The following is an 18422-nucleotide window of genomic DNA, read 5'->3' on the forward strand; positions in this document are numbered from 1 at the left end:
GGTGAAGCGGTCATTATTGGACGTGGGGTAATAACAACCGTCACACTATCTCCTACTAGTTGTGAACATGATGGCGTAGCTGTTGTAGCCACACTTGTTAGTGTAAAAGTTGTTGTACTTGAAATAGGTGGTGTCGTATAATTATTAACTCCTGTACCATCTAAAGTTACATTATAATTGTTCGTTCCGTCTGTGAATGAAACAATTGCATTAGGTGTTCCTGTGAAATTCAATACCACAGAACCTCCTGAACAAGTAGCTGGATTAGCGGAACTTAGGTTTGCTGTTGGCAATGGTAAAACAGTAGCTGTACTGGTATTACTTATTGTAGCACTACAACCTGTTATAGAATTAGTAACTGTATTTAATGTTATAGTTTGGTTGCTTGTTGCTCCTGCTACTGTAACGGTAGCTTGTCCACTAGCATTTAAGGTTACTGTACTGGCTGGAACTCCAACAACTCCTGAATAAGATACAACCGCATTTGGTGTTCCTATTATTGTAAACACAACAATATTTCCACCTTCACAAATTGGCCCGTTATTCGTTACACTTGTCACAACTGGCGCTGGTAATTGTGCTGCATTACTAAATGAAGTAGATGCTAATGAAGTACATGTTGCGTTACCTGCCGTTACTGTATAAGATGTTCCAACTGTCATTCCTGAAATTAACCCTCCTGCTCCAACTGTTGGTCCTGTTGGGGTAAAAGTATACGTTAATGCTCCGTTGTAATTCGTAATGGTTGACGCACCATTTGAAGAACACGTAGGTGCTGTTGTTGAAATCGTTGGAACTGCTGGTGTTATCAATTGGGCTGCATTAATAAATGATGCTGATGCCACTGATGTACAAGTTGTATTTCCTGCTGTAACAGTGTAACTCGTTCCAACAACCATATTCTCTATCAATCCGGCTGCCGTAATGGTTGGTCCTACTGGTGTGAAAGTATACGTTAATGTTGCATCATAATTGGTTATTTCTGTAAAACCGTCTGCCGTACAAGTTGGTGCTGTTGTAGCTACTGTTGGTACTGCTGGCGTTACTAAAATATTTTCAATACTAAATGGTGCTGTATTTATAGATGAACAACTGCCGTTATTCGCCGCTACTTCATAACTAGTGCCAAAAGTCATTCCTAAAATCAATCCCGTACCATCAACTGTTGGTCCTACTGGCGTGAAATCATAAGTCATTCCTGCAACGTAATTCGTAATGGTCGCAAATCCAGCAGCTAAACATGTTGGTGCGGTGATTGCAATGGTTGGAACATCTGGTGTTACTAGTTGAGCTGCATTGCTAAATGCTGCAGAATCCGCTGATGTACAAGTTGTATTTTCTGCTGTTACAGTGTAACTCGTTCCAACAACCATATTCTCTATCAATCCGGCTGCCGTAATGGTTGGTCCTACTGGTGTGAAAGTATACGTTAATGTTGCATCATAATTGGTTATTTCTGTAAAACCGTCTGCCGTACAAGTTGGTGCTGTTGTAGCTACTGTTGGTACTGCTGGCGTTACTAAAATATTTTCAATACTAAATGGTGCTGTATTTATAGATGAACAACTGCCGTTATTCGCCGCTACTTCATAACTAGTGCCAAAAGTCATTCCTAAAATCAATCCCGTACCATCAACTGTTGGTCCTGCTGGGGTGAAATCATAAGTCATTCCTGCAACGTAATTCGTAATGGTTGCAAATCCAGCAACTAAACATGTTGGTGCGGTGATTGTAATGGTTGGAACATCAGGTGTTACTAGTTGAGCTGCATTGCTAAACGCTGCAGAATCCGCTGATGTACAAGTTGTATTTTCTGCTGTAACAGTATAACTCGTTCCAACAACCATATTCTCTATCAATCCGGCTGCCGTAATGGTTGGTCCTGCTGGTGTGAAAGTATACGTTAATGCAGCATCGTAATTGGTTATCTCCGTAAAACCGTCTGCCGTACAAGTTGGTGCTGTTGTAGTCACCGTTGGTACTGCTGGCGTTACTAAAATATTTTCAATACTAAATGGTGCAGTATTTATAGATGAACAACTGCCGTTATTCGCCGCTACTTCATAACTGGTGCCAAAAGTCATTCCTGAAATCAATCCCGTGCCATCAACTGTTGGTCCTACTGGCGTGAAATCATAAGTCATTCCTGCAACGTAATTCGTAATGGTTGCAAATCCAGCGGCTAAACATGTTGGTGCAGTGATTGTAATGGTTGGAATATCTGGTGTTACTAGTTGAGCTGCATTGCTAAACGCTGCAGAATCCGCTGATGTACAAGTTGTATTTTCTGCTGTAACAGTATAACTCGTTCCAACAACCATATTCTCTATCAATCCGGCTGCCGTAATGGTTGGTCCTGCTGGTGTGAAAGTATACGTTAATGTAGCATCGTAATTGGTTATTTCTGTAAAACCGTCTGCCGTACAAGTTGGTGCTGTTGTAGCCACCGTTGGTACTGCTGGCGTTACTAAAATATCTTCGATACTAAATGGTGCTGTATTTACTGATGAACAACTGCCGTTATTCGCCGCTACTTCATAACTGGTGCCAAAAGCCATTCCTGAAATTAATCCCGTGCCATCAACTGTTGGTCCTACTGGCGTGAAATCATAAGTCATTCCTGCAACGTAATTCGTAATGGTCGCAAATCCATTCGCTAAACATGTTGGTGCGGTGATTGTAATGGTTGGAATATCTGGTGTTACTAGTTGGGCTGCATTGCTAAACGCTGCAGAATCCGCTGATGTACAAGTTGTATTTCCTACTGTTACAGTGTAACTCGTTCCAACAACCATATTCTCTATCAATCCTGCTGCCGTAATGGTTGGTCCTGCTGGTGTGAAAGTATACGTTAATGTTGCATCGTAATTGGTTATTTCTGTAAAACCGTCTGCTGTACAAGTTGGTGCTGTTGTAGCTACTGTTGGTACTGCTGGCGTTACTAAAATATCTTCAATACTAAATGGCGCTGTATTCACTGATGAACAACTGCCGTTATTCGCCGCTACTTCATAACTCGTACCAAAAATCATTCCTGAAATCAATCCCGTACCATCAACTGTTGGTCCTACTGGCGTGAAATCATAAGTCATTCCTGCAACGTAATTCGTAATCGTTGCAAAGCCTGCAGCTAAGCATGTTGGTGCTGTGATTGTAATGGTTGGAACATCAGGAACTGCTAAAATATCTTGAACCGTGAAAGGTGTTGAGTCTGCCGATGTACAATCTCCGTTATCTGCATTCACCACATAACTTGTCCCAAATACAACATTTTCTATCAATCCTGTTGCCGTAATGGTTGGTCCTGCTGGTGTGAAAGTATACGTTAATATAGCATCGTAATTGGTTATTTCTGTAAAACCGTCTGCTGTACAAGTTGGTGCTGTTGTAGCCACCGTTGGTACTGCTGGTGTTACTAAAATATCTTCAATACTAAATGGCGCTGTATTCACTGATGAACAACTGCCGTTATTCGCCGCTACTTCATAACTGGTGCCAAAAGTCATTCCTGAAATCAATCCCGTACCATCAACTGTTGGTCCTGTTGTGGTGAAATCATAAGTCATTCCTGCAACGTAATTCGTAATGGTCGCAAATCCAGCGGCTAAACACGTTGGTGCCGTGATTGTAATGGTTGGAACATCAGGAACTGCTAAAATATCTTGAACCGTGAATGGTGTTGAGTCTGCCGATGTACAATTTCCATTGTCTGCATTAACCACATAGCTTGTCCCAAATACAACATTCTCTATCAACCCAGCTGCCGTAATGGTTGGTCCCGCTGGTGTGAAGGTATAAGTTAATGTAGCATCGTAATTCGTTATTGTTGCAAATCCTGCTAATACACAAGTTGGGGCTGTTACATCAATTGTTGAAACATCAGGTATAACACTAACAACAACTGTAATTGTTTCATTTAATACAACAATACAGCTACCGATGGCGATTTCAGATACTTCTATGGTGGTATCTGCTGTTACAGCTGGAATTGTAATTATTACTTCCCCTGATGCATTAAATGTTTCTGTTTGAATTGCTCCACCATTAATAGTGTATTCAACCGTTGCTCCTGCACTACCTTCTAGGGTAAAAACAGCGTCTTCACCTTCGCAAATAGGGGTAATTGCACTTAAATTTGTAAAAGTTGGCGCATCGGCAATAGTAATAGTTCCTTGAAGTGTTAATTCTGGTGAACAACCCACTGAAGAAACCGTATAAGTAAACGAACCAGTTGTTGAAGGTGTTCCGCTTATGGTTAAAATTCCTGATGCAATTGTTGTTGTAACCCCTGCTGGCAAATCCACAACTGTTACATTCGTGGCATCACCACCAAAAGTATACGTAATATCTGTGATTGTTTCCCCTAAGCAAATCGTTTGATTAGTAGTCTCTGTAGCTGATGTTAAATCTAATTGACAAGTAGGAACTACACAATCGACTATAACGTTGATTACCTGAAAATCACCTCCACAAGTTCCTAGAGTAGGCTCAACTCCAATAAAAGTAGTTGCTGTGGGAGAAAAATTAGCTAAATCAGTAATTGGATCAAAATTTTCATCAACAACTACAAAAGTAAATGATGCAGGATCATATGGTGCTACGATAGCCGCTAAAACATCGTTTAAATTAAAAACAGGATTACACTCACCAGGTGGGCCTACTAAAGGACCTACAGGGTTAGATGGAACTGCAACACTAAATTGCACTTCAACATCATCGGTTGCTACATCTGAACATCCCGGTCTTGTAACTTCAACAGACCAAGTTCCACTCTGATTAACAACTGTGGTATTAGTAGTTGTTGTATATTGAAAAACTCCATTAAAAAACCATGAATACACAGGAGAACCTGCAGCTGTTGGTGCTTGTAAAAAATTAGCAGTTAATGTTGTACTTGTTGTTGAGCCGCAAAATGGTAAATCGGGACCTAAAGTAACACCACAAACTATTGAACAACTCAATGCGCCAGAACCTCCAGTTTGATTTAAAGTATATGTACCCGCTTGATTAGAAAAATTTGTAACTAATAGCATGTAATATTGACCCGCAATTGCACCTGGTATATTAACTTGTTCTGTTGCTGCAGCAGAAAAACTACAATCAACAACATTATTAGGTCCTGTATAACCTGGTGAATAAATTGCCAAGTTATTACAAATATTACTAAGTGAGTTAAAAGGTCCCCAAAGAATAAAGTCAACATCAATACCTCCCCCAGTTGCATTAGAAGTTTGAAACAAAGTCATATCAATATTTCCAGAAGTACCAACTTGAAGATAAAACCAAGCAGGATTAGGTGTTGAGCCCAAACAACCCAAAGACCCAAAACTCGGTACTCCAGTAGTATTAACAAATGGACCTTGATTCCCAGAACACATTGCAGCTGCATTTTCACAAGTAGGTGATTGCGCCAATGCAAAACTTGAAAATATTAAAAATATGTAAAAGTATAATTTCTTCATCTTACTATTTTAGATAGGAAAAATGCTTCCAATTTGACGCTTCAGTACAACTCTTTGATTTTACAATAACTCTCCATTTAAAACACTTGGCCATCATATTATCAAGATTAAACAAAAAACTTCCTTTACTTTTAAAATCAGACTTATCGGAACTTATAATTATAGTTTCCTTAAAATCTGTAGCTGTTTCACCATTAAAACAATCAAAAATAGGGACTACTTCAATAGTCACTGTTAAATCTTTGTTTAATTTAAGTTTTGAAAAATCCCATTTCATTTGCGCTTCTTGAAGCGATTCTAATAAGTCACTCTTAGCTGGAGAAACATTTATTTGGTAATTAAAGTCACAATTACTATTTTGTTCTTGAGAATTACTCAAAAAGGTACTCAAAACAAAAAGCATTGTAAGGAAACATTTTTTCATTATTGTTATGATTTTGGTTTACAACTGCACAAATTTAACAATTAATTAAATTTTAGCATTTGTTTTTCTAATATTTAACATTTGAAATTTTTTATAAAACTTAAATACTTATCTTTGCACCTTTAAAATTGCTTCACACAAAAAACAATGAATACAAACGAAGATTTACACGACGAAATAGGCAATAATCATGTTGCTACTAGTGCAGAAACTCCTTTGAGAAAAGATGCTTTTCAATTAACGGATGACCAAAAAATTGAACTGATTAAAAAAGACGTTGAAAGCATTCTGAACACTTTAGGAATGGATTTAACTGACGATAGTTTAAAAGGAACTCCAAACCGAGTAGCAAAAATGTTTGTGAAAGAAATTTTTGGAGGACTAAATCCAAACAAAAAACCTGGAAGTTCTACTTTTGATAATAAATACAAATACAATGAAATGCTAGTGGAAAAAAACATTGTGGTTTATTCTACTTGTGAACACCATTTGCTTCCTATTGTAGGTCGCGCTCACGTGGCTTATATTTCGAATGGAACGGTTGTTGGTTTATCAAAAATGAACCGCATTGTGGATTATTATGCCAAAAGACCTCAAGTGCAAGAACGTTTGAATATTCAAATTGTACAAGAATTACAAAAAGTTTTAGGAACAGAAGATGTGGCTTGTGTGATTGATGCCAAACATTTATGCGTGAATTCAAGAGGCATTCGCGATATTGAAAGTAGCACGGTTACAGCTGAATTTGGTGGAAGATTCAAAGAAGAAAAAGTAAGAAGAGAGTTTTTGGATTATATTAAGTTGGATACGCAGTTTTAGTTTGGGTGATGGGTGTTTGGTGATGGGTGATAGGTTTTGGCTAAACTTCGTTTAGCGGTTACCAAGGTTAGGAGATTCCTCGCAAGCTCGGAATGACAAATGAAGGATGTTGGATGCTGGATGCTGGATGATGGAAGATGGAAGTGGGATGATGGAAGTTAAAACTTAAACAACTAACAATAAACCATAAACAACAAACTTGAAACTTGAAACTTGAAACTTGAAACTAATAAACTAGCCCTGATAGGAATGAAAAGCCCGGAGCAAGAAAAATTTAGTTTTTGTTGTGGTAAAAATGCGACCTAAGAAGCACTTCTTACCACTTAGAAAAACAAATTTTTATGTGAGGACTTGTAATGGATAGCAGGAAGTAGCTCCAAAAAAAGTTTATAATATTATGGAATTATACAAAACACAACAATTAAAAGTTTACAATACGCTTTCGGGAGAAAAGGAAGCCTTTACCCCTATTCATGAAGGAAATATTGGCATGTATGTTTGTGGACCAACGGTTTACAGCAATGTGCATCTTGGAAACGTGCGTACTTTTATGAGTTTTGATGTGATTTTCCGCTATTTACAACATTTAGATTATAAAGTTAGATACGTTAGAAATATTACGGATGCCGGACATTTAACCGATGATGGCGATGTAGATAACGACCGTTTTGTGAAGCAATCCCGATTAGAAAAATTAGAACCTATGGAAATCGTACAGAAATATACGGTGGATTTTCATAAGGTTTTAGATACTTTTAATTTTTTACCGCCAACGATTGAACCGACGGCGACTGGACATATTTTAGAACAAATTGAATTGACTCAAAAGTTAATTGATTTAGGTTTTGCTTACGAAAGCAATGGTTCGGTGTATTTTGATGTGTTTGCTTACAACCAAAAAGGGATGAATTACGGCGAATTGAGTAACCGAAATATCGATGAACTTTTTGCCAATACACGCGATTTAGACGGACAAAGCGAGAAGAAGAATCCGCAAGATTTTGCGCTTTGGAAAAATGCTTCTCCGGCTCACATTATGCGATGGAATTCGCCTTGGGGTGAAGGATTTCCAGGTTGGCATTTAGAATGTACCGCAATGAGCACCAAATATTTAGGCGAAACTTTCGATATTCACGGTGGTGGAATGGATTTGAAATTTCCACATCATGAATGTGAAGTAGCGCAAGGAAAAGCGTGTAACGGACATTCGCCAGTGAAGTATTGGATGCATACCAATATGTTAACGATGAACGGTTTACGTATGAGTAAATCGACAGGAAATTATATTCTTCCAATGGAATTGGTTACAGGTGAAAATTCGTTCTTTGAGAAGCCATTTGCTCCTAATATTGTACGTTTTTGTTTTTTACAAGCACATTATAGAAGTGTTTTGGATATTTCCAATGATGCGATGTTAGCCAGTGAAAAAGGATTCCAACGTTTGATGGATGGTATTACACTTTTAAACCGTTTACCAAGTAGTAACCAATCGACTTTAGATATTGAAAACTGGAGACAAAGTTGCTACAATGCCATGAATGATGATTTCAATACGCCCATTTTAATTGCGAATTTATTTGAAGGTGTTCGTTTTATTAATTTGGTTAACGATGGTAAAGAAACTTTAACGCAGGAAGCTATTGATTTATTAAAAACGACTCTTTATGCTTTCGTTTTTGATGTATTGGGCATTAGAAGTGAAAGAGTGGCTTCAGATTCCACCAGTAAATTAGAAGGTGTTGTTAACATGCTAATCGAAATGCGAAACGAAGCTAGAGCTAATAAAAACTGGGCTTTATCAGATGAAATTAGAGACCGATTACTAGCTTTAAACATCCAATTAAAAGACGGAAAAGAAGGAACAACATTTAGTATTTAATCATAAAATAAAGAATCTCCTAGAGGTTCTTTTTTCTTATTATGTGTAGTAAACCAAAATCCATTTATCCAAAAACCCTGAAACAATGGATTGTTTTTCCTTTGGTGCTACTTGTACGTTTTTACCAAGTTGGCATCTCTCCTTTTACTCCTGCTACTTGTCGGTTTGAACCTACTTGTTCTACTTATACCATTCAAGCATTACAAAAACATGGGATATTTAAGGGAAGTTGGTTGGCAATAAAGCGCATTTTTAGTTGTCATCCTTGGGGTAAAAGTGGGTATGATCCGGTTCCTTAAGGTTTTTACACAGAGTTTTTTTTGATTTAGATTGTGTTGAATAGAGTTTCACAGAGCGTATCACTTTGCTTCTTTAAATGTATTACGATAAAATTACACAGAGATACACAGAGTTTTTTTGATTTTGATTGTGTTGAGTAGAGCGACACAGAGCGTTTCACTTATCTAATTTTTAAATTATTTAATTTTTTTCAATCTGTGTTCCTAATTTTTTGTTGCAAGTTTCAAGTTTGAAGTTGATTTTTGAAATTGATATTGCCTTTGTAAATTTCTTATCGCAATTTTAACAGGTTTACCAATAATAATATTTATTTTTACGCTTTAATCAGATATAAAAATTATGATTCACGCACTCAATATAGTTTGGAATCCTTCGGAAGGAATTGATTTAGGTTTTTTCATGTTACGTTATTACAGTTTGATGTTTGTTGTAGCCTTTGGATTAGGCTGGTATATTATGAAACATATTTTCGAGAGAGAAGGTTTAGATATAGAAAAGCTTGATAGCGTTTTTGTTTATACAGTTATTGCAACACTTCTTGGAGCAAGATTAGGTCAAGTATTTTTCTATGATTGGGAATATTTTAAAAGCCACAAATTAGAAATATTACTTCCTATTAGAGAAAATCCAAATGAAAACTTGTTTGGTTTTATTGAAGGCTGGGAATTCACTGGTTTTGCAGGGTTAGCTAGTCATGGAGCCGCAATAGTTATTATCATTGCAATGATAATAATAAAGCGAAAAAAAATAATTGAAAAACCTTTATTATGGATATTAGATAGAATTGTTATTCCTGTTGCTAGTGGAGCTATTTTTGTGCGTTTGGGTAATTTTATGAATTCTGAAATCGTAGGAACAGAAACTACTTCTTCTTTTGGAATGAAATTCATTCGTGATTTTTATTCGGGTAGAGATGCTGTTGAAAAAACACAAATTCCTAATGTAAATCAAGCGTATAAAGCAATAGAAACCAACCCACAGTTTAGTGAATTATTACAGTTAGTTCCTGCTAAACATCCGGCGCAATTGTATGAAGCCATTGGTTATGTTTTTGTATTTACCATCTTATTTTATATGTATTGGAAAACTAACGCTAGAGAAAAACAAGGTTTACTGTTTGGTACCTTTTTAGTTTTGCTTTGGAGCATCCGATTTGTTGTAGAATATGTTAAGGGAAGTCAAGGTGGTTTTGAAACTTCTTGGGGAATTTTCTCTACTGGTCAATGGTTGAGTATTCCGTTTATCTTTATTGGTTTATGGTTTATGATAAAAGCAAAAATCCCGAATTAATCGAGATTTTTTTTATTTCTTAGTTACTTTTACACCAATACCCAACACATCCGGCAAATAAGGATATTTTGAAGTGTTTTTAACGACTATCTTGTGTTTTCCTTGAATCATGTTATCAGATACAATTGGAACGAACAAATCACAGATATCGCCCATACAATCACTTTTTATTGTTTCTGATTGCATTTCTAAAACCTTTGGAATAGTTTTCACCGTTCCATCTGGAGTAGTTATTTCTATTTGTACATCCACTTTTGGAATTTGGTATTTGTCAATATGACCAAAATGCAATTGCACTTCATAATTCCCTTCCTTTTCAATTATAAAATCAAACTCGCGATAATCTTCACTTACCCAACGATTATCTTTAAAATCGTTTGAAAAAGAATCATAAACCACATTGGAATCACATGAAAACAAGGTTAAACTTAACAATAACAAACAAGTTTTTTTCAGCATAATACTAGATTTAGTTTTACTAAAATAACAAAAAAGTCCCGACTTTCGTCAGGACTTTCTAAAATATAATTTATTAAAGGAATTACTCTTTAATATCCATAGCTAATTTTTCAGCTTCGTCTTTGCTCATGGTATCATTCATAACAGGAGTTGCGATGAATAACGAAGAGTAAGTTCCTACCAAAATACCCACTAAAATAGCGAATACAAATCCGCGAATAGTTTCTCCACCAAAGATGAAAATTGCTAATAATACCACTAAAGTTGTAGCAGAAGTATTGATGGTTCTACTTAATGTAGAATTCAACGCTTTATTAACCAATCCTTTGAAATCTTTAGATGAATTGTAATTTAAGAACTCTCTAACACGGTCAAATACAATTACGGTATCATTCAACGAGTAACCAATAACCGTTAGAATTGCAGCGATAAACGCTTGATCAATTTCCATGTTAAATGGTAAGAACGAATTACCGAAAGAGAAAATACCTAATACAATAATTACGTCATGCGCAACAGCAGCAACAGCACCTAAACCAAACTGCCATTTTCTAAACGAAATCATTAAGTAAATGAACACCACTAACAACGAACCTAAAACTGCCCAAATAGAGTTGGTTTTAATATCTTTAGAGATTGTTCCAGATACTTTAGAAGCTTGCATTACACCGTATTGTTTTCCTTCATAAGAAGTTACAAATTGGTCGTAAGTCATGTCAGCTGGTAAGTATTTTTTCAATCCTTCATACAATTTCTCGTTTACTTCTTTATCAACACCTTCGCCTTCTTCATCAACTTTGTATTTAGTTGTAATTTTCAACTGGTTGTCGCTACCAAAAACTTTCGCTTCAGCACTTTCAAAAACAGCTACCAAATCTGAAGTAACTTCTGGAGCAGAAACTGTTTTATCAAAACGAACTTGGAATGTTCTTCCTCCTTTGAAATCCACACCTTGATTTAATCCTTTAGTAAATAAAGAAACTAAACTCAATACAATTAAAATTGCTGAAATAGTGTACGCTAACTTACGTTTTCCTAAGAAATCGAAGTTCATATTCTTAAACCAATTTTTAGTAATTGAAGTTGAGAAAGTAATTCCTTCGTTTCTAGACAAACTCCAATCCAAGAAAATTCTTGTGATGAAAATTGCAGTAAATAACGAAGTTAAAATACCTATCAATAAAGTAGTTGCGAAACCTTTAATTGGTCCAGTTCCAAAAACTAATAAGATGATTGCTGTTAAAGCTGTTGTAATATTCGCATCAACAATAGAAGACATTGCTCCTTTCCAAGTATATGAATAATTAACTGCTTCTTCAACTGTTTTACCAGAATCTAATTCTTCTTTTGCTCTTTCGAAAATAATTACGTTAGCATCAACCGCCATACCAATTGTTAATACAATACCAGCGATACCAGGTAATGTCAATACAGCACCAAAACTAGCTAAAGCTCCAAAGATGAATAAAATGTTTACTAATAAAGCTAAGTTAGCATAGAAACCTGTTTTTCCGTAGTAGAAAATCATCCATAACAATACCAAAGCAAAACCAATAATGAATGAAATCATACCACTATTTACAGCTTCAGCTCCTAAAGATGGTCCAACCACATCTGACTGCACAATTTCTGCAGCCGCTGGTAATTTTCCTGCTCTTAAGATGTTAGCTAAATCTTTAGTTTCATTGATTGAAAAACTTCCTGAAATTTCAGATTGTCCTCCAGTAATAGCTCCTCTACTTACACCTGGTGCAGAATAAACAACATTATCTAAAACAATAGCAATAGCGTTTCCTTGTTGAGAAACTGCTCCAGTTATTTTTTCCCACTCTCTAGCACCTTGACCGTTCATTTGCATTGAAACAGCAGGCTTACCCATTTGATCAAAAGTATCTCTTGCATCAACGATAACACCACCACTAATAGGCGCTTTGTTTTCTCTATTTCCTTTTAAAGCGTATAATTCAACAACTTCAGGTGATTTTTCGTTGATTTTACCCCAACAAAATTTAGCATTTGAAAATTGTGCTGGCAATAAAGCTTTAATATCGTTTCTTCTTAAATATCCACCAATTTTAGCTGTATCTTTTGTTAAGAACATAGCAATGTATGGAGTTCCTGGTTGTCCACCAGCTACCATACTATCAAATAATGGATTCACTTGTGTTTTTGTTGAATCTGCTTTATCAGTTAACAAAGAATCAATTCCTGAAGTTGCAGCAACTTCTTTTACTTCTTCTTTAACGTTAACTTCTGTTTTTTTCAAAGCTTCATTAGCTTCTACTAAAAAGTTCCCAATTTCTTCAACTTTGTAAGTTTCCCAAAACTCTAATTGCGCTGTACTTTGTAATAATTTCTTAATACGGTCAACATCTTTAGCTCCTGGTAATTCTACTAAAATTCTTCCTGAATTTCCTAAAAGTTGGATATTTGGTTGTGTAACTCCGAATTTATCAATACGTTCTCTCAATACTTTGAAAGCACTTTCTACTGATTCCAAAACTTTTTGCTTGATGATTGGTTCAACTTGCGCATTAGTCATGTTGAATTTAATCACCTCATCTAAGTTACGGTTACCAAAAACATCTGCATCTGCTAATTTCAAGTTAGCTGCATTCGCTTCAACCATAAAAGCATCAAAATAATCTTGATTTCCTCTTTGGTTATTTTTAGCATCTGCCAAAGCTTTGTTGAAAGCTGGATTTGTAGTGTTGTTTGCTAATCCTTTTAAGATATCTCTTACTGAGATTTGAAGAATTACATTGATTCCACCTTCTAAGTCAAGACCTTTTTGCAATTGGTTATCTCTAACCTCATTGTAGGTTTTTCCTAAAAAAACTTTCTCGTTTCCGATAGAATCTAAATACCTTAATTCTTTAGAGAAATCTCCATTTGCAAAAGTTTTTGCGTCTTTCGCGATACCGTTTGCTACAAAAGTAAACGTTAATTGGTATACACATACCAAAGCAAAAAGAATTGCGAAAAATTTAATCAGTCCTTTATTCTGCATTATTACTAAATATTAATTATGTATTTTTTATAAAAACGGACAAATATATAATTTACAATAGGATTAACCAATTTTATTTTGGAATAAAATTGGTTTTTTATATTTGTTGCTTCTATATATTGTCCACAAAAAAACTGCCAATTGGTATTGACAGTTTTCATTGTTATTATTACTGTATTATAAAACTGCTTTTAAATCAGCGTTCATATTACGAACAGCGTCTGCACTCTTAGCAAATAAAGCCTTTTCAGCATCATTTAATTGAATGTCTACAATTTGCTCAATTCCGTTTTTACCAATGATACACGGCACACCAATACAGATATCGCTTTGACCGTATTCACCATCTAACATTACTGAACAAGGAATCATACGTTTTTGGTCATTTAAGATACTATCAACTAAAAAAGCAACAGAAGCTCCTGGAGCATACCAAGCTGAAGTTCCTAATAAACCAGTTAATGTAGCACCACCAACCATAGTTGCAGCTGCTACTTTATCCATTTCGTCTTGACTCATGAAGTTAGCAATTGGTGCACCATTGTAAGAAGCTAATCTTGTTAATGGAATCATTGTAGTATCACCGTGACCACCAATAACCATTCCTTGAATATCGTTTGCTGGTTTCCCTAAAGCTTGTGATAAATAATATTTGAAACGAGAACTATCTAAAGCGCCGCCCATACCAATTACTCTGTTCTTTGGTAATCCAGTTGCTTTTAAAGTTAAATAGGTCATCGTATCCATTGGATTAGAAACTACTACGATAATTGCGTTTGGAGAATGTTGTAATACATTATCCGCAACCGTTTTAACAATTCCAGCGTTGATTCCGATAAGTTCTTCACGAGTCATTCCTGGTTTTCTTGGAATTCCTGATGTAATTACTACTACATCACTTCCTGCAGTTTTTGAATAATCGTTTGTACTTCCTGAAACTTTGGTATTAAAACCGGTCGTAGTAGCACATTGCATAATATCCATAGCTTTACCTTCAGCAAAACCTTCTTTGATATCTAATAATACTACTCCGCTAGCAATTCCTCTGTACGAAATAACGTCTGCACAAGTGGCTCCTACGTTACCTGCTCCAACTATTGTTACTTTCATGTTGTTGTATTTAAAAAAGTTTATATTTATTAAAATTGATATTGAACTCCTAAATTAAGATTTGCAAATTTACCAAATGCAAATGAACTTTGTAAATAAAATTTATCAAATTGATATCTACCAGAAATCTCCCCTATTACATTCGTTTTTCTTTCCGCAATAGTTTCTAATAAGGAATTAATGGTTTGTTGTAACGGAATAATTTCTTCAATTTCTCCTTTTTGCCCAGAAACAATGTATTCGAAATTACTAGTATTCACAATTAGATTAGAAATCAGTTCAAATTTTTTAAATTCTTTGGAAGCACTAAAAATAAAATGAAACGTATCAACCGTACTCGTTAATTTATTGATTCCTAAATTTCCATAAGCCGTATTAATATCCAAAAAATCAAAACTTATTTCCTCATTGGAATAAATTGTAGCTAATGCAAAATTGATTTTTTTAGCTTCTAGTTTGGAAAAATATTGACTAAAATTATGTTTTAACCCAAAACCATACACTTGGTAATAGCCTTTTTTCAATTTGGTTTTGGTCGAATATCTTCCAATGAATTCAAATCCATAAGGCAACTCGATTGTTCCTTGCAAATAAGGATAAACAATAGATTCCTGATTCACACCTCTTGGTGTTTCTAAACGCACTTGTTCTCCACCAATTTCACCTATTAAATAGACTTGATTAGAATTGCCCATAGCGGTTGGCACTACTGCTAAAGCGGCTCCTTCAATTTCGAAAAAACTAAAGTCACTGTTCTGAATAGTAAACTCTCTATCATTTTTAGGCACAAAAAATGCGTTTGCGTGAAGTCCTAAAGTAACTTTCCAACGTTCCTTTTTCTTAGGAGAAACAATCCATCCTGAAGAAGATTGATAAATAGCTGCATCAGTAGCAGGTTGAATGTATTGCTCTGAAAAAAATAATGCATCGCCCAAAAGCAATGCAATATTTTGAATATCGTCAGCCGTTTGAGCGTTGCTTTTAGAACTTAAAAACAAGGCAAAAACGAACTGTATGACTAAAAACTTTTTACGCATCGATTTTTGCGTAAGCGGCATTTTTCTCAATAAACTCTCTACGTGGTGGTACTTCATCTCCCATTAACATAGAAAAAATTCTATCGGCTTCTGCTAAGCTATCGATTGTTACTTGGCGTAAAGTTCTGAAATCTGGATTCATTGTGGTATCCCATAATTGCTCCGCGTTCATTTCCCCAAGACCTTTATAACGTTGAATAGCTGCATTTCCACCCATTCTTTCGTTGGCTAAATCACGTTGATCATCATTCCAAGCATATTCTTTTTTGTTTCCTTTCTTCACTAAATATAAAGGTGGTGTTGCGATATAAACGTGACCGTTTTCAATCAACTCTTTCATGTATCTAAAGAAGAATGTTAAAATCAAAGTAGCAATGTGACTACCATCGACATCGGCATCACACATAATTACTACTTTATGGTAACGCAACTTCGATAAATTCAATGCTTTGCTATCTTCTTCTGTTCCAATGGTAACTCCAAGTGCTGTAAAAATATTTCGAATTTCTTCATTTTCGAATACTTTGTGTTGCATTGCTTTTTCCACGTTCAAAATTTTACCTCTTAATGGCAAAATCGCTTGAAACGCTCTATCTCTACCTTGTTTTGCTGTTCCACCTGCCGAATCTCCCTCTACAAGGAAAATTTCACATTTTTGTGGATCTTGCTCTGAACAATCAGATAATTTCCCAGGTAAACCACCACCGCCCATAACGGTTTTACGCTGTACCATTTCACGTGCTTTTTTGGCAGCGTGACGTGCTTGCGCAGCTAAGATTACTTTTTGAACAATGATTTTAGCATCGTTTGGATTTTCTTCCAAATAGGTTTCTAGCATTTCCGCTACGGCTTGAGAAACTGGTGAAACCACTTCTCTATTTCCTAATTTGGTTTTGGTTTGTCCTTCAAATTGTGGCTCTTGAACTTTTACAGAAATAATAGCCGTTAATCCTTCACGGAAATCATCACCCGAAATTTCGAATTTCAACTTATCCAATAAACCAGAGGCATCTGCATATTTTTTTAACGTACGTGTTAATCCCATACGGAAACCTTGCAAGTGCGTTCCTCCTTCGTGCGTATTGATATTGTTTACGTAAGAAAAAATATTTTCAGAATAACTATCGTTGTATATTAATGCAACCTCAACAGGAATTTCACTTTTCTCATTTTCCATTGAAATAACATGCCCGATAATTGGCATACGATTTCCATCTAAAAAACGAATAAATTCTTTTAAACCTTCTTTGGAATGAAAAACTTCTTTTCTCGCTTCCCCTTTATCATCAATATCTCTTTTGTCGGTCATGGTAATTGTAATTCCTTTGTTCAGGAAAGACAATTCGCGCATACGAGCCGCCAAAGTATCATACGAATACTCTAAAGTTTGTGTAAAAATTGTTGCATCAGGCTTAAAAGTTACAATTGTTCCTCTTTTATCTGTAGTTCCAATTTGTTTTACTGGATATAATGATTTTCCTTTTTCGTATTCTTGTTCGTATACCTTACCATCTCTGTGAACGGTAGCTCTTAAATGATCTGACAATGCATTCACACAAGAAACTCCTACTCCGTGTAATCCTCCAGAAACTTTATATGAATCTTTATCAAACTTACCTCCTGCCCCAATTTTAGTCATTACAACCTCAAGAGCAGAAATACCTTCTTTTTTATGAATATCTACTGGAATTCCACGTCCGTTATCTTCAACAGAAACAGAATTATCTTCGTTTATAATTACCGCAATAGTATCACAATGTCCGGCTAACGCCTCATCAATTGAGTTATCTACTACTTCATAAACCAAGTGATGTAAACCTCTAACACCCGTATCGCCAATATACATAGACGGACGCATTCTTACGTGCTCCATCCCTTCTAACGCCTGGATACTATCGGCAGAATAATTATTTTTCTTTACTTCTTCGCTCATATGACTTTCGCTTAAATACTCATTTTTGTTAAACAGACAAATATAAGTATTCTCATAAAAATTTAAGGCGATTTCGTTATGTTTTATAGGGAAGTTATTAACAAATGTTCGTTTTTTTGAACAATTTTGAAGTAAATTTTACTATTATTCCAAGAGTCTTGAAGTATTGTGAAATTTTCGATTAAAAAACCGAGTCAATTTTATACGTTATTGCATTGACTTGAATGCAATCTCCCGCTTTTTTACCCATAAACTGTATTCCAATGGGTGCTTGTGGTGAAACACCAAAAATAGTTGCTTCATCTAGCGTTATTTGAGGCAAAGCAGTTGCTATGAAAAAATACATTTCATTCGCTTTTACCAAACTTCCTAGCGCAATTACTTTATGCAAAACACCACAATCAATAGCTTCTAAAATATTTTTTTGATTTAAATTTTCGGCTAATTTTTGATTGAGTTTTTCTTGTTCCAAATGCATCATAGCCAATGCCGTTTCATGCTTGTCTCCAGCAGAACCTTTGGCGTCATTTTGTGCATCTGTTGTTAAATCTGCAATTTGAATCTGAAGCGTAAGTATTTTAGCTTCTAGAAGTTGGGTGTAATGGGATTTTATTTTTTGTTTGAAAGTCATTATATAAAGCCACGAAGGCACAAAGTCGCGAAGATTAAATAAATTATTTTAATAAGCTAAAACACAAA

Annotated in this window: 12 protein-coding genes; 4 read left to right on the plus strand and 8 right to left on the minus strand. The window is 35.5% G+C overall.

Annotated elements, in window-relative coordinates; genetic code table 11:
• Together DPN68_RS08735 and DPN68_RS08740 are read right to left on the minus strand one after the other, a co-directional pair.
• Nucleotides 1–5462: beta strand repeat-containing protein (locus DPN68_RS08735; protein ID WP_113989274.1), on the minus strand; the 5462-nt coding region annotated here is incomplete at its 3' end.
• 4 nt (nucleotides 5463–5466) lie between these two features.
• A complete protein-coding gene (locus DPN68_RS08740) occupies nucleotides 5467–5886 on the minus strand; it encodes a hypothetical protein (RefSeq protein WP_113989275.1) in 420 nt (139 codons plus the stop codon).
• 147 nt (nucleotides 5887–6033) lie between these two features.
• Here DPN68_RS08740 and folE point away from each other — a divergent pair, with 147 nt between their 5' ends.
• The 4 genes from folE (at nucleotide 6034) to lgt (ending at nucleotide 10174) form a co-directional block, all read left to right on the plus strand.
• Nucleotides 6034–6705 carry a GTP cyclohydrolase I FolE gene (folE, locus tag DPN68_RS08745; protein ID WP_113989276.1) on the plus strand — a complete coding sequence of 224 codons (672 nt, stop codon included), beginning with the start codon at nucleotides 6034–6036 and terminating at the stop codon, nucleotides 6703–6705.
• 397 nt (nucleotides 6706–7102) lie between these two features.
• Nucleotides 7103–8584 (plus strand): cysteine--tRNA ligase, encoded by a 1482-nt coding sequence (cysS, locus tag DPN68_RS08750; RefSeq protein ID WP_113989277.1) that lies wholly within the window; start codon nucleotides 7103–7105, stop codon nucleotides 8582–8584.
• A 41-nt stretch (nucleotides 8585–8625) separates the two neighbouring features.
• The gene (gene yidD, locus DPN68_RS08755) at nucleotides 8626–8883 is read left to right on the plus strand and encodes a membrane protein insertion efficiency factor YidD (protein WP_113989278.1); all 258 of its coding nucleotides are present in this window, start codon (nucleotides 8626–8628) and stop codon (nucleotides 8881–8883) included.
• 340 nt (nucleotides 8884–9223) lie between these two features.
• Nucleotides 9224–10174, plus strand: coding sequence for a prolipoprotein diacylglyceryl transferase (gene lgt / locus DPN68_RS08760; RefSeq protein ID WP_113989279.1), 951 nt, complete (start codon nucleotides 9224–9226; stop codon nucleotides 10172–10174).
• A 12-nt stretch (nucleotides 10175–10186) separates the two neighbouring features.
• Here the strand turns inward: lgt and DPN68_RS08765 are convergent, their stop codons facing one another.
• From DPN68_RS08765 to DPN68_RS08790, 6 genes are all read right to left on the minus strand, one after another.
• A complete protein-coding gene (locus DPN68_RS08765) occupies nucleotides 10187–10633 on the minus strand; it encodes a gliding motility lipoprotein GldH family protein (RefSeq protein ID WP_113989280.1) in 447 nt (148 codons plus the stop codon).
• Between the two features lie 82 nt (nucleotides 10634–10715).
• A complete protein-coding gene (gene secDF, locus DPN68_RS08770; protein WP_113989281.1) occupies nucleotides 10716–13643 on the minus strand; it encodes a protein translocase subunit SecDF in 2928 nt (975 codons plus the stop codon).
• 177 nt (nucleotides 13644–13820) lie between these two features.
• Nucleotides 13821–14753: a malate dehydrogenase gene (gene mdh, locus DPN68_RS08775; protein WP_113989282.1), complete on the minus strand. Its 933-nt coding sequence runs from the start codon at nucleotides 14751–14753 to the stop codon at nucleotides 13821–13823.
• A gap of 29 nt (nucleotides 14754–14782) precedes the next feature.
• Nucleotides 14783–15811, minus strand: coding sequence for a DUF6588 family protein (locus DPN68_RS08780; protein WP_239987065.1), 1029 nt, complete (start codon nucleotides 15809–15811; stop codon nucleotides 14783–14785).
• The gene (gene gyrB / locus DPN68_RS08785) at nucleotides 15783–17723 is read right to left on the minus strand and encodes a DNA topoisomerase (ATP-hydrolyzing) subunit B (RefSeq protein WP_113989284.1); all 1941 of its coding nucleotides are present in this window, start codon (nucleotides 17721–17723) and stop codon (nucleotides 15783–15785) included. Before gyrB ends, DPN68_RS08780 begins: the two co-directional genes overlap by 29 nt.
• A 181-nt stretch (nucleotides 17724–17904) precedes the next feature.
• Nucleotides 17905–18354: a hypothetical protein gene (locus DPN68_RS08790; RefSeq protein WP_113989285.1), complete on the minus strand. Its 450-nt coding sequence runs from the start codon at nucleotides 18352–18354 to the stop codon at nucleotides 17905–17907.
• Nucleotides 18355–18422 lie beyond the last annotated feature (68 nt).

The organism is Flavobacterium tibetense (genome assembly GCF_003293845.1).
Lineage (GTDB): Bacteria > Bacteroidota > Bacteroidia > Flavobacteriales > Flavobacteriaceae > Flavobacterium > Flavobacterium tibetense.